Source organism: Campylobacter coli, from assembly GCA_039516895.1.
GTDB classification, from domain to species: Bacteria; Campylobacterota; Campylobacteria; order Campylobacterales; family Campylobacteraceae; genus Campylobacter_D; species Campylobacter_D coli_B.
Map to the genome: position 1 here is coordinate 237,808 of CP154437.1, position 13,510 is coordinate 251,317.

At 32.0% G+C, this 13,510-nt stretch carries 14 protein-coding genes; 7 read left to right on the forward strand and 7 right to left on the reverse strand.

Features of this window, described 5'->3' with window-relative positions; translation table 11 throughout:
• Window positions 1-12: 12 nt before the first annotated feature.
• Window positions 13-2,331, reverse strand: a complete 2,319-nt coding sequence (locus tag AAID94_01110) for a DEAD/DEAH box helicase family protein (protein XAK24150.1) — start codon at window positions 2,329-2,331, stop codon at window positions 13-15.
• 135 nt (window positions 2,332-2,466) lie between these two features.
• On the opposite strand from AAID94_01110, the gene AAID94_01115 reads away from it, so the two are divergent.
• On the forward strand, window positions 2,467-3,546 hold the full coding sequence (locus AAID94_01115; protein ID XAK24151.1) for an NAD(P)-dependent alcohol dehydrogenase: 1,080 nt from the start codon (window positions 2,467-2,469) through the stop codon (window positions 3,544-3,546).
• 8 nt (window positions 3,547-3,554) lie between these two features.
• Entirely contained in the window at window positions 3,555-4,133 is a 579-nt protein-coding gene (locus tag AAID94_01120) for a CatA-like O-acetyltransferase (protein XAK24152.1), read from the forward strand.
• On the opposite strand, the gene AAID94_01125 is transcribed toward AAID94_01120, so the two are convergent.
• Complete coding sequence (locus tag AAID94_01125) at window positions 4,130-4,582, reverse strand: lipocalin family protein (GenBank protein XAK24153.1); 453 nt, start codon at window positions 4,580-4,582, stop codon at window positions 4,130-4,132. The genes AAID94_01120 and AAID94_01125 overlap by 4 nt on opposite strands.
• 130 nt (window positions 4,583-4,712) lie before the next feature.
• On the opposite strand from AAID94_01125, the gene AAID94_01130 reads away from it, so the two are divergent.
• The 4 genes from AAID94_01130 (at window position 4,713) to AAID94_01145 (ending at window position 7,972) form a co-directional block, all read left to right on the forward strand.
• A complete protein-coding gene (locus tag AAID94_01130) occupies window positions 4,713-5,903 on the forward strand; it encodes an MFS transporter (GenBank protein ID XAK24154.1) in 1,191 nt (396 codons plus the stop codon).
• A 7-nt stretch (window positions 5,904-5,910) separates the two neighbouring features.
• Complete coding sequence (gene aac(6') / locus AAID94_01135) at window positions 5,911-6,345, forward strand: aminoglycoside 6'-N-acetyltransferase (protein XAK24155.1); 435 nt, start codon at window positions 5,911-5,913, stop codon at window positions 6,343-6,345.
• Window positions 6,346-6,355: 10 nt separating this feature from the next.
• Window positions 6,356-6,940, forward strand: coding sequence for an NAD(P)H-dependent oxidoreductase (locus tag AAID94_01140; protein ID XAK24156.1), 585 nt, complete (start codon window positions 6,356-6,358; stop codon window positions 6,938-6,940).
• A gap of 132 nt (window positions 6,941-7,072) precedes the next feature.
• A complete protein-coding gene (locus AAID94_01145; protein ID XAK24157.1) occupies window positions 7,073-7,972 on the forward strand; it encodes a DMT family transporter in 900 nt (299 codons plus the stop codon).
• On the opposite strand, the gene AAID94_01150 is transcribed toward AAID94_01145, so the two are convergent.
• The 5 genes from AAID94_01150 to AAID94_01170 are packed head-to-tail and all read right to left on the reverse strand — an operon-like array spanning window position 7,969 to window position 12,391.
• Window positions 7,969-8,733: a putative hydro-lyase gene (locus AAID94_01150; protein XAK24158.1), complete on the reverse strand. Its 765-nt coding sequence runs from the start codon at window positions 8,731-8,733 to the stop codon at window positions 7,969-7,971. The two genes, AAID94_01145 and AAID94_01150, sit on opposite strands and share 4 nt — an antisense overlap.
• Before the next feature lie 8 nt (window positions 8,734-8,741).
• Window positions 8,742-9,707 (reverse strand): biotin-dependent carboxyltransferase family protein, encoded by a 966-nt coding sequence (locus tag AAID94_01155; protein XAK24159.1) that lies wholly within the window; start codon window positions 9,705-9,707, stop codon window positions 8,742-8,744.
• Window positions 9,688-10,428, reverse strand: a complete 741-nt coding sequence (gene pxpB, locus AAID94_01160) for a 5-oxoprolinase subunit PxpB (GenBank protein XAK24160.1) — start codon at window positions 10,426-10,428, stop codon at window positions 9,688-9,690. The genes AAID94_01155 and pxpB overlap by 20 nt, the downstream gene beginning before the upstream one ends.
• A 1-nt stretch (window position 10,429) precedes the next feature.
• Window positions 10,430-11,599: an NRAMP family divalent metal transporter gene (locus AAID94_01165; GenBank protein XAK24161.1), complete on the reverse strand. Its 1,170-nt coding sequence runs from the start codon at window positions 11,597-11,599 to the stop codon at window positions 10,430-10,432.
• Window positions 11,600-11,620: 21 nt separating this feature from the next.
• Window positions 11,621-12,391, reverse strand: a complete 771-nt coding sequence (locus AAID94_01170; protein ID XAK24162.1) for a 5-oxoprolinase subunit PxpA — start codon at window positions 12,389-12,391, stop codon at window positions 11,621-11,623.
• A gap of 607 nt (window positions 12,392-12,998) precedes the next feature.
• Between AAID94_01170 and AAID94_01175 the strand changes: the two genes are divergently transcribed.
• Window positions 12,999-13,262: a hypothetical protein gene (locus AAID94_01175; protein XAK24163.1), complete on the forward strand. Its 264-nt coding sequence runs from the start codon at window positions 12,999-13,001 to the stop codon at window positions 13,260-13,262.
• Window positions 13,263-13,510 lie beyond the last annotated feature (248 nt).

The window sequence follows — 13,510 nt, forward strand, 5'->3', positions numbered from 1 at the left end:
ATAATCTTGATTTCACCTCGCATAAATCTCCCTTTGCAAATCATCTACACTTTGCTTTAAATTCTCCACCCCGCCAAATTCACTGACTATTTCTTTTACATTGCCTAAAGAGCTAAGCTCTATCAAAGGAGCCAAGCTTCTATCAAAATCTTTTATGCCGTATTGCTGATATCTATCTAGTAAAAATTCTATGAATTTGAGAGCTTTTTCTTTTTGGAAGCGTTTTAAAAATTCACTCTTTTCTACTTGCAAAACACGTTCTTGTCTTGTTTTGATCTCAGCATTAAAACTCAAATGCGCCAAAACATCATATATATCACAATCCTTCTTATCAAAAATTTCACCCAAATCTTTCAAGGCATTTTCATCTACTCCATCTTTTTCAAGGGTTTTTAAGAAATTCAGCCTAGTTTCTTGCTTGCTCCAAATTTCACGAAGTTTTACTTCATCGTCGTAGTATTCTGCTAGCTTGCCTATCAAAAATTCTAAAAACTCTTTAGTGCTAAGCGGTTTGCCACTACTTCCTAGATAGCTTGTGTTTATGTCAAGCACTTTGAGTTTTGTGCCTTTTAAATGCACGGTGATTACTTTTTTGCTTTCTGTTTCTTTTGTTTTGTCTGATTCTTTTTTATTTTGCTTGCCCCAAATTTCGCTTTTATCTTCTTTATCTTCATCTTTGACTTGTTCGCCATCCCATTTTGGATCATAAAATAACTTTGTCGCACCCACAAAATCTATGATGGTAAAAAAGTCCTTTCCTTCATACACTCTAGTGCCTCGCCCTATGATTTGTTTAAATTCTATGATAGAGCCTATATTTGCTAAAAGCACTATGTTGCGCACATTTCTAGCATCTACGCCTGTGGTTAGCATTTTAGAGCTTGTAAGGATTACAGGATAGCTTTTATCATTGTCTTGAAATTGTTTTAAATACTCAAGTCCTATCTTACCCTCATCACTCGTAACCCTTACACAATAATCATCTCTTTTAACACTTTTAAATTTATCAATAGCTCTTTTTATATCGCTTGCATGAGCTTGATTGGCACAAAAGATGATGGTTTTATCCATAGGATCTATAAGTTTTAAAATTTCTTTAGCTAGAAAATCATTATATTGAGGTAGATGGATATTTCTTTCAAATTCACTCATTTTATAAAATCCTTTTTCTAGCTCTCCTTCTATGAGATCATCAGGATTATACACATAGCCTTCGCTAAGTGTGGTGGTGATGCGTTTTACCTTATAAGGGGTTAAAAAGCCATCTTCTATACCCTCTTTTAGGCTATACTCATACGCACTTTCACCAAAATACCTGTAAGTGTCTACATTATCACTCTTTTTAGGTGTGGCAGTAAGTCCTAAATGAGTAGCTGATGAAAAGTGCTCTAGCACGCACGCCCAGTTTCCTTCTTCGTTCGCTCCGCCTCTGTGACACTCATCTATAATGATAAGGTCAAAAAAATCTTTTGGATATTGTAAATAAAACTTACCCTCTTGCTCTTCTTGGGTATTTTCTTGATCTTTAGAATTTGCAGCTAGACTTTGATAAATTCCAAAGAAAACATTTGCGTTGGTGATGATTTTTCCATCATTTTTTCTAATCTCTTCTGCGCTGATTATTTTACAATCACTTTCTACTGCGTTAAATTCTCCCAAAGCCTGATCTCTTAAGCTCACTCTATCGCATAAAAACAATATCTTTGGTTTTTGATCTTTGTTTTCTTTATTCCACCTTGCTTTAAGCAAGCGATAACACAAGGCAAAAGCTATGGTCGTCTTACCTGTGCCAGTAGCAAGGGTAAGTAAAATTCTATCTTTACCATTGATTAAAGCTTCTATGACTTTATCTACGGCTATTTTTTGGTAGTATCTTAATGTTTTTTGAGGTATGTATAATTCTCTTTGGGTTAAAAGTTTGTATTGCCATTCTTTTAAATTTCCATAAATTCTTTGAAAAAGTTCGTTAGGGCTTGGAAAATTTTCTATATACTCGCCCCTTGAAACCCTTAAATCATACTCATAAATTTTATCGCCATTAGTACTATAAACAAAAGGCACATTTAAAGTTTTAGCGTATTCTATACCTTGAGATAAGCCATCTAAGGCGTCTTTGTTTTGTTTTTTAGCTTCTATGATGGCAAGATTGTTATTTTGAAATTTGAGCAAATAATCCGCAAATTTTCTTTCACCTCTTTTGTTGCCTATGAGTTTGCGTCCATCGGTAAAATAATAATTTCTCGTGATATTTTCTTCACCCCAAGAACTAGCATAAAGCTTTGTGTCTATAAGTTTAACTCTTGTATCATCTTCTGAATATAAATTTTGCATTTTTACCCCAAAGTGAAATTAAATTTTGTAATTATAACATTTATAATAATTTTTTTAAAAAAATTTAATTTCCCTCTTGACTTATAGCTACTCTAATGTTTTATAATTTCAAAAATCAAAAAATAAGGAGAGAAAATGGACTCTAAAATCTTTTTAGAAAATGGTCGCATTCAAAGCAAGGGCTATGCTATGCTTAGCAAAGATGCGAAATTCACACCCTTTGAATTCACACGCCACGCTGTGGGTGATAATGATATTTTGATTAAAATTTTATATGCAGGAATTTGCCATAGCGACATCCACACTGCAAGAAGCGAGTGGGGAGAAGCTGTGTATCCTTGTGTGCCAGGGCATGAGATAGCAGGAGAAGTGATCGCAGTGGGTAAAAATGTGAGCAAATTTAAAGTAGGGGATTATGCAGGGGTTGGCTGTATGGTAAATTCGTGCGGAGAATGCGAAGCGTGCAAAAAATCTCAAGAGCAATTTTGCGAAAAAGGACAAACCATCTATACTTACAATAGCTGCGATATTTTTCATGATAATGAAAACACCTATGGAGGCTACTCAAACAACATAGTTGTAAGTGAAAAATTTGCCGTTTGTGTGCCAAAAGATGCACCGATGGAAAAAGTCGCGCCTTTGCTTTGTGCAGGAATTACCACTTATTCTCCACTTAAATTTTCAAATATCAAAGAAGGCTCAAGCGTAGCGGTAGCGGGATTTGGCGGACTTGGTATGATGGCGGTTAAATATGCTGTGAAAATGGGCGCAAAAGTAAGTGTTTTTGCTAGAAATGAAAACAAAAAAGCCGATGCTTTGGCTATGGGCGTGAGTTCTTTTTATACAAGCACAGATAAAAATGCTGTAAAAGAACGCTTTGATCTTATCATCTCTACTATCCCAACTCCTTATGATCCTAGTGCTTATATGGATTTGCTTAAATTTGGCGGTGAAATGGCGATAGTGGGTTTGCCACCTCACGAAGTTGCTCCAAGTATCAGTGTGATAACCTTTGTGCATAAAGCGGGTAAAAAAGTCTATGGTTCGCTAATCGGCGGAATCGCAGAAACTCAAGAAATGCTTGATTTTTCACTCAAACATAAAATTTACCCTGAAACTGAACTCATCACTTCAAAAGATATCGACAAAGCTTATGAAAATCTCACTTCAGGAAAAGCAAAATTCCGCTATGTGATCGATATGACAAAGGAATAAAATTATTTATGTATAAAAAATTAAGCTTAAGTAACTATGAAAAAGAGAGGTTGAAACACTATACAAATACGGCGTTAAGTAGATTTGAACTAAGTCATAGTTTTAAAATAAATAAAATGAAAAATTCTCATTTTATTTATTCTTTAAGTAAAATTGTAAATGATACACAAGAGTTAAAAAGAAGCGTGATTGAAAACGAAGCAATTCAATTTCATAAAATTAATCCTGCTTATGTTTTACTCAAAAATAATGAAATCTGCAATACTTTTACAGAATTTGATTATGATTTCAATATTTTTTTGAGTAATTATGAAAAAGATTATGAATTATTTTTAAAAAAAGATTTATGTTTTTGTATAAAACAAGCTCCAGAAAATAGTTTTTATATATCAAGTTTTAAATCTTATTTTAATTCTTTTTCTTTGCATTTAAAAAATGGCTATGAATTTTATGCGCCTATTTTTACAACTTACAAAAAAGTTGATGAGTTGATAATTTACGCTAATTTTCATCACGCCTTTTTTGATTTATCTAAGGCAAAAATATTTTTTGAAAACTTAGAATTTGAACTAAAAAAATTATTTTAATACTTATCAAACACTATATCGCTAATGTCAAAACCTTTTTGCTTGGCGATATCTAAGAGTTTATCTATATCTTTTTTATCGATGATTTTTCTAGATAATATCCAAAGATACTCTTTATCAGGACTTCCAACGACAGCAACTTCATAGTCTGTGTCTACAAAGAGAATTTCATAATTTGTTTTATTAAATAAATTCATAAAAATGCTAAATTTCACCGATAAAGCTCTTGGGGATTTTACTTTGGCTTTGCCTTGCACTTGCGAAACCTCTCCATCTTTTTTAACACAGATATTTTTTATCTTTACAACAGGGGTAGAGCCTTCGTATTCTAGTTGATATTCAGCTTTAGACTGAACGCAAGATTTTTGAAAAAATGCAGGTTTTCTAGCCATCTCAAGCCAAGTTCCCATATATTTTTCTAAATTAACATCTCCTATAAGTTCTATCATGGTATCCTCCTTTTGTTTTTCTCTCCCCTTCTTTCCTTTATATGTGATTAAACCATCACTTTATGTATTGACATTATAACTTGCATAAATTAAAATTGCGAGTTTAATTTTTCGAAAAAAGGTTTTTTTAATGCAACAATCAAGTATAACTATAAACAATACTCATCAAATCAAGATCTTAATCACGCTTTGTCTAGGTGTGTTTGGGCTTATCAGTATGGAACTTGGGGTGATGGGGATTATACCGCTTATATCGGAGAAATTTGGCGTTAGTGTTAGTGATGCGGGGTGGAGTGTGAGTATATTTGCACTGATTGTAATGTGCTGTGCGCCTATCGCGCCTATGCTTTGTGCGAATTTTAATCCTAAAAAGCTTATGCTATTTTGCTTGGCTATTTTTTCTCTTAGCTCTTTAGCAAGCATGTTTGTAAATGATTTTTGGCTACATTTGATTTTAAGAGCTATCCCTGCTTTTTTTCATCCTATTTATCTTGCACTTGCTTTTAGCACAGCTGCAAATTTAGCAGATGATAAAAGTAAAGTGCCTCATATAGTTGCAAAGATTTTTATGGCTATTAGTGCGGGGTTGGTTCTTGGGGTGCCACTGAGTAGCTATTTTGGTGGGAATTTCAGCTTTGAAATGGCGATGGCTTTTTATGTGGTGATTAATTCTTTAGCATTTTTTATCACTTTGTTTTTTATGCCTGATTTTAAAAAGACAAGCAGGATAAAGGTAGGAAAACAGCTTTTAAGTCTAAGATATGCGCTTTTGTGGATTTCTATGCTTGCTGTTTTTTGTATTTCGACGGGGTATTTGGGTTTTTATTCTTATTATTCTGAATTTTTATTTAGCGTGAGTAAAATGAGCTTTACAAATATCAGTTTAGCACTTTTTATTTATGGTTTTGCAAGTATTATCGGCAATAATATCGCGGGTAAAACTTTGATCAATCATTCAAATCAAACGCTTGTATTTACTTCTATGGCGATGATTTTGATATATGCTTTGATTTTTGTAAATGCAGCGCAATTTGCAATCATGCTTACATTGAGCTTGATTTTAGGAATTTTAAATGGAATTTTAAATAATGCAATGCATTATATCATCACCTTTCCTTTCCCTAGGGCAAAAGATTTTACTAATGGGCTTTTCATAAGCGTTTCAAATATTTCTATCAGTGTGGGTGCTACTCTTTGTGGTTTAGTCATTTCTATAAAAGAAACTAAATACATTGCGATAAGTTCTATTATCATGGTGGGTTTAGGACTTATTTTGGTATTGGTTAGAATGAGATTAGAAGATAAAAGGTTGAAAATTTAGGTTTATTATGGTAAAAAAAGCTAAGAAAAATGATAATGAAACAATAGCAAATTTAGCCCTTTTGCTTTGGCCAAATCATAATTTAAAAGATTTGGAGCAAGAATTTTTAGAAATTTTAGATTCTAAAAAAGTTGCCATTTTTCTCAAATACATAGGCACAGAAGCAGTAGGCTTTGTCTATGTGAGTTTAAGAAATGATTATGTAGAGGGATCTTCTAGCTCTCCTGTAGGATATTTAGAAGGGATTTTTATAAAAGAAGAATTTCGTAAACGCGGTTTTGCTAAAGAATTATTAGAGTTTTGCGAAAAATGGGCAAAAAAGCAAGGTGCAAAGGAATTCGCAAGTGATTGTGAATTAGAAAACCAAAAAAGTCTTAGTTTTCACAAAGCTTTGGGCTTTAGTGAGGCAAATAGAATCGTTTGTTTTATCAAAAAATTATGAAAGGAAAACTATGAAAAACATACTTTTATTAAATGGAGCAAAAAGCTTCGGACATTCAGGTGGCAAGCTAAATGATACTTTGCACGAAGTGGCAAAAGAAAGTCTTTTAAATTTGGGATTAAAGGTCGATGAAACCTATATCGATAAGGGTTATGATATAGAAAATGAAGTTGCAAAGATACTTAATGCCGATGCGATCATCTATCAAATGCCAGGATGGTGGATGGGTGAGCCTTGGATAGTGAAAAAATACATCGATGAGGTTTTTACTGCAGGGCATGGAAAATTTTATGCAAACGATGGCAGAAGTAGAGAAGATGCAAGTAAAAAATATGGCAGCGGCGGACTTGTAAATAATAAAAAATATATGTTTAGCCTTACTTGGAATGCACCGCTTGAAGCCTTTAAAGATAAAGATCAGTTTTTTGAAGGTGTGGGCGTAGATGGAGTGTATTTGCATTTACACAAAGCAAATCAGTTTTTGGGTATGAAGCCTTTGGCAACTTTTATTTGTAATGATGTGATGAAAAATCCACAAGTGGAAAAATATATCGAGGATTATAAAGCACATTTGCAAAAAGTGTTTGGGAGCTAAGCCAAGATAGCAAGTGCAAAATTTGCACCATCTTATAGATGATTTTAAATAAACATTAATTCATGCTGGGTTATTATTTGGCCTAGCATTTTAATATCATAAAATATTCTTGTTTATTTCAAAAGGTAGTAAATGGATCGTTCAAAATATTTATTTATCTTGCTTGTTATTGCTATGTTTTTATGGGGTTCTTCATGGCCGACATCTAAGATTTTGGCAAATTATACAGATACTTCTATTATTACCTTTTGGCGTTTTTTCTTTGTTGTATTGGGTTCATTTTTTGTTTTAAGCTTCTTGAAAATTCCTCTTAGGCTTGAAAAAACTGCCTTAAAATGGGTATTGATAGCAGGAGTTTTAAATGGACTTTATGCCTTTGTATTTTTTATTGCTATAAAGCATGGTTTAGCAGGTAAAGGAGGGGTTTTAGTAACCACTATGATTCCTATATTTTCTTATTTGATATTTATGATAGCGATATTCTTTCAAAAAGATAAAAAATCAACTCACAAGATCACAAAGAGTGAAATTCTAGGCTTATTTTTGGGTTTGATTTCAGGGCTTTGTTTGCTAAATTTAGGCTCTATGGAAGAGCTTTTGGGTAAGTTTAATGCTTTGTTTTTAAGCTGTGCTTTTATATGGGCTTTGATGGCTGTTTTTACTCATAAAGCAAAAGGGACTCATCCTTTGGCGATTAATTTTTATATCAACCTTATGTCGTTATTGATGTTTTCATGGGTGTTGTTTGATCTTAAAAGTTATGAGATCTTTCAATTTGATTTTAAATTTTGGGTCAATCTTTTTGTGGTGGCTTTTTTATCTACGGTGGTAGGTACGAGTATATATTATTATGGAATTCACATTTTAGGAAGTGTAAAAGCAAATTCTTTTGTTTTGATCACTCCTGCAAGTGCTTTGATTTGCAGCTTTTTTATCTTAGATGAAGTACCTACTATACTTACTTTAATAGGCTGTGTTTTAGCGATTTTTGCTATATATTTTATCAATATTTATGGTAAGAAAAAATCCTAAGATTTTAAAGATGAATTTAAAATATCGCTTATAAACATATGCCCTGGCGCATGGGTAATCACAAAAGGCAATTTTGCTTTCATTATCACATTTTGTGGAGTTACGCCACAAGCCCAAAATACAGGAATTTCGCCTTCTTTTATAATAGGATCATCACCAAAATCAGCTTTTAAAACATTATTTATACCAATTTCCTTAGCATTGCCAATTTGCACAGGAGCTCCGTGAACTAAAGGAAAATTAGCAGTGATTTCGCTAGCTTTTTTGGCATTATCAGGAGTAAAGGGGCGCATAGAAACAACCATTTCGCCACTAAAAATTCCTACGCTTTTACAAGCAATATTGGTTTTATACATTGGCACATTGCATTTATTGCTAATATGTCTTATTTCTAAGCCTTTTTCAAGTAAAGCTTCTTCAAAAGAAAAGCTACAACCTAGTAAAAAACCTATCAAATCATCATTATAATACTCGCTTATATCATAAGCCTCTTTAGTTTTTACTCCATTTTCGTAGATAAAATATTTTGGAATGTCAGTGTAAATATTTGCATTCTTGGCAATTTTTTGAGTAAATTTACCATGTACTATTTCTAAAAGCGGGCAGGGTTTTGGATTAAGTATACAAAAGGTTTCAAAGTCTTTAGCATATTCTTTGGGTAAAATAACCAAATTTGCTTGTGCGTAGCCTAAGGCCATGCCTGAAGTTTGTTCTTTTATCTCACCTTTTGCGATTTTTTCTCTTAGTTGTTTTGGATTCATTTTTATCCTTAAATCAAATTTTCAAAATCAAGATTGATTTTTTTATCCAAAATCTTAAATCTTTCTTCCTTTTGTTTATAGAGTTCTAAAGCATTTTGCATGCTAATGTTTTCAAATTTAAAATTTGTTCCTAATTTCGCTTGTGCAAGCAAAGGCAAGTCATTTTCTATAACAGAGGCTATTTTTGTATAACCTCCAGTGCTTTGTCTTCCTGCCATTAAAATGATAGGTAGGCCATTTTTTGGCACTTGAATACTTCCAAAAACCGCAGGATCTGAAATAATATCGGCCGAATTTTTATGTTCTATCATAGCTTGAGCTTCTGCATAGATTGCCATTCTATCGCTTTTTAAGCCTATCTTATAACTAGTATTTAAAAAGGTATTTAAGCCATTTTGCGTAAAAGCATCATCGTTTGTGCCTAAAACAACACGGATAGTGGGTTCTTTAGCAAACTGAAAAACAGGATTTTCACATTCTCTTTTTGATAGATTAAAAGGGATAAAGCTGTTATTTAGTTCTAATACATCATCCTTTTGTAAAGCTTTTCCATTAAATATCCCAACACCCATTTTTACATCGCTTGATTTTGAATTTAAAAAGCTTTTTATCTTAAATCCACCCGCTACGCATAGATAGCCTCGAAAACCTATTTTTGCTAAACCAAGTTCTAAAACATCACCCTTTTTTGCTTGATAAACTTTACAAGTTTGAATTTTTTTATTGTTTAATTTAGCTTCAAATTCTGCCCCGCTTAATACAAAATAGCTTTCATCTAAAAATTCGTATTTTCCACCTTTTAAACAAAGCTCAAGTCCTGCTTCATCTTGTTTATTTCCAAGTAAGATATTTGCAATCCTTAAAGAAAGTTCATCCATCACACCGCTTCTTGCTATGCCTAATTTAGCATAATTTTTACGCCCAAGATCTTGTATGGTGGAATTTATAGAAGCTTCAATGACTTTTATACTCATAAATTTCCTTTTGATAGACCTTTTTTAAAACCTGTTCTTTAATATCGTAAAATTCATCTTTTGAAATGGCTTTAAATTTTAAAAACATTCCTGCTTTTAAAAGTGTAGGATTTTTTTCGTCTTCTTTATTGAAAAATTCTAAAGGAGTTCTAGCAATGATTTGCCAACCGCCTGGGCTTGAAATCGGATAAACTCCTGTTTGCTTATCGGCAATACCTACACTTCCTGCCTCAATTTTGGTTCTAGGGCTTGCGAGTCTTGGGGTAAAAAGTCTTTCATCAAGTCCTCCAAGATAAGGAAAACCGGCCATAAATCCTAGCATAAAAACAAGATAATAGGGCTTTGTATGAAGATTTATCAATTCTTCCTTGGAAAGATTATGATACTTGCATACAAATTCTAAATCAAGCCCAAATTCTTCATCATAACAAAGTGGAACTTCGATACAAAGATTGGATTTTTTATCCGTTATTTTAATATCCTTTTTGATTTTTTCTAAAAAATCGAGTAAAGAATTCAAGGATAATACGCAAGGATTAAAATAAATAAGCAAGCTAGAATAAGCACTTACAAGCTCATCTATGCCATAAATTTCATTTTCATTTATACCTTTTTGAATTCTAGCCTCAGTGCTTAAAACCAAAGCGTTGATTTGAGGCGAAATTTCTTGTTTAAAGCGCAAAAGCACTGCTTTGCTTCCACTAAAATGTATGCTAAACATTTTATATTAACTTTATCATAGAAAGTATAGATAAATAAGACATTAAAGCCACGATCAAAAGTCCAAAAGCACTCATCCATTTGGGATGCTTATAGTCTCCAACTATGCTTTTTTTATGTGCTGCAATTATCATTATAAATAGGGTAATAGGCAAAATCCAACCATTGATTGTTCCAACGATGATTAATATACTTGCAGGAGATTTTCCAAGTATATAAAAAACTAAAGTTGAAACAATAATGAAAAAAATTACCACAAAGCGGTTATATTTTTCAATCCAAGGATGAAAAGATCTTATAAAAGATACAGAAGTGTAAGCAGCTCCAATAACTGATGAAATAGCAGCTAAAAAGAGCACTATGCCAAAGATTTTTAAGCCCAAATCTCCTAAAGCATGATGAAATACCGAACCAGCAGGATTTTCTTTATCCAGTATGAAACCAGAGCTAACTACCCCTAAAACTGCTAAAAATAAAATCACACGCATGATTCCTGTGATAATGATTCCGCTTACTGCGGCTTTATTAATATAGTTTAAATTTTCTTTTCCATAAAGCTTTGCATCTATAAGTCTGTGCGCGCCCGAAAATACTATGTATCCACCTACCGTTCCGCCTACTAAGGTTACTATAGAAATAACATCAATTTGTGTAGGCATGAATGTTCTAAAAAGAGCTTCGCCAATAGGAGGTTTTGAAGCAAAGGCTACATAAGCAGTAAGGATAATCATCACAAAACCTGCTAAAACGATGAATTTATCCATCAATTCCCCAGCTTTTTTAAAGATAAAAATACCAATAGCAATAATGGCGCTAATAATTGCTGCGTTTTCTACGCTAATGCCTAATACTATATTTAATCCAAGTCCAGCTCCTGCTATGTTTCCTATATTAAAGAAAAAGCCACCTAGTGCAATTAAAAAAGCTACAAAATAGCCCAAATTAGGTAAAACCATATTGGCTACTTCAGTTCCTCTTTTTCCGCTTATCCCTATAATGCGCCAAATATTAAGTTGTGCTCCTATATCCAAAATAATAGAAACAAGTATCACAAAACCAAAACTAGCCAACAAGCTTCCTGTAAATGTTGCTGTTTGGGTTAAAAATCCAGGGCCAATGGCAGAGGTTGCCATCAAAAAAGCAGCGCCCAAAAGAGCGGTTTTGTTTATCATTTTTATCCTTTCTTATAGTTTTTAATTTATAAAATCATTTAAGGCTTTTATTTGAATTTGTTCTTTTGTTAAATTTTCTTTGATTTTTTTAACAAATTCTAATGCTTTTATGCCATCTCCATGCACGCAAATACTATCAGCTTTTAAATCAACTTCTTTGCCATTTATGCTTGTAACCTTGCTTTCTTTTATCATTTTTATCACGCGTTTTATCGCTAAATCTTCATCTGTGATTACCGCACCTTCAAGTTTTCTTGAAACCAAAGTACCATCATCATTATAAGCACGATCGGCAAAGACTTCGTTTGCGTATTTTAGACCTTTTTTCTTTGCAGCTTCATTCATAGCAGAATTACTAAGTCCTAAGAAAATAATACCATCATCAAAACTAGCCACTGCTTCGCAAAGTGCTAGAGCTAGATTTTCATCTATTGCAGCCATATTATAAAGTGCACCATGGGCTTTAAAATGTTGTATTTTCATACCTTTTGCTTTGGCAAAAGCAAATAAAGCTCCCAATTGATATAAAGCATAATTTTTAGCTTCTTCAAAGCTTACTTGCATATTGCGTCTTCCAAAACCCAAAAGATCAGGGTAAGATGGGTGTGCTCCTATACAAACATTATTTTGCTTGGCTAAATTTAAGGTTTTATCCATCACGCAAGGATCGCCTGCATGAAATCCACAAGCGACATTTGCAGAGCTAACAAATTTTAAAATTTCTTCATCCATACCCATTTTATAGGCGCCAAAGCTTTCTCCTAGATCACTATTTAAATCTACCTTAAACATTTTTTACCTTATTTGTTTAATATAATCTTAACTTTTATTGTATCTTTTTTTTAATTAGGCTAAGAATGATATCCTTTTAAAAAATGCAAATTTTACAAAAAATATAAACTTTATTACAAATTGTAATAAATATGAAATTAGTAAATTTGTGAATATTTTTATTGTTTTTTTGTCAATATTGTATTATCCATAGGATTTTTTTAAAATTTTCAATCCATAGAAGAACATTATTTTTTTAGATCAGAAAAAAAACTAGCCAATGTTTTATTTCAGTTGGCTTATTTTTATACTTTTATATGTATCATTTTTTTACCACTTAAAAATTTTTATTATGAATTAGCTAGAGTAAGTAAACAAAAATACTTTATTAATGCTTTTTGGTATTTTTTTATAGGAATTTTGTTTGCGCCTATAATCATAGGTTTGGTGTTTTGTGTTATCGCTATGATTTTTTTGTTATGGCTTGGATAGAATTAGAAGAATTATCTAATGAAATTCCTCAAATTTTAGAACCATATAAAACTTATAAAGGCAATTTAATCTTGTAAAAACACTTTTTATAAGTGCAGGAATTTTAATTTTGGTGCTATATTTAGGAAGCTTTCTCTTGGAATTTTATTTTAAAGATGAAAGTTTTTTTGAAATTTATTCTACTGCTCAAATTTTGGTGACGGCTATTTCGTTGATTTTGGGTTTTATAGCTACGATTTTATTTTGCAAGAATACAAAAAAATGGATTTTAACTTTGTATTTTGTGTTAGGATTTTTTTCTATTTATGCGGTTTTTATTTTTGCTTTAATCATAGATTTATTTTCCTTGTATTTTTTTGTTCCTATCGGCGATGATTTTAGTATTCTTAGGGTATTATAGCTCCTATAAAATGCATTTTTGTTGTTTTATTTTTATTAAAACTAAGCAAGATAATTCATATTAATCTTTTTAAAATAGCCTCTTTATCTTTTATCGCATCCACATTACCTGAAATTTTTAATATCATTTATTTTTTTGAATTTGACTTTAAATCATATTCTAAAAACATCTTAGCTTTTATGTTTTATGCAGATATACTTTGTATCATCTTTTTCATCATCGCTGTATTTAAAATGAAAAAAGATAAA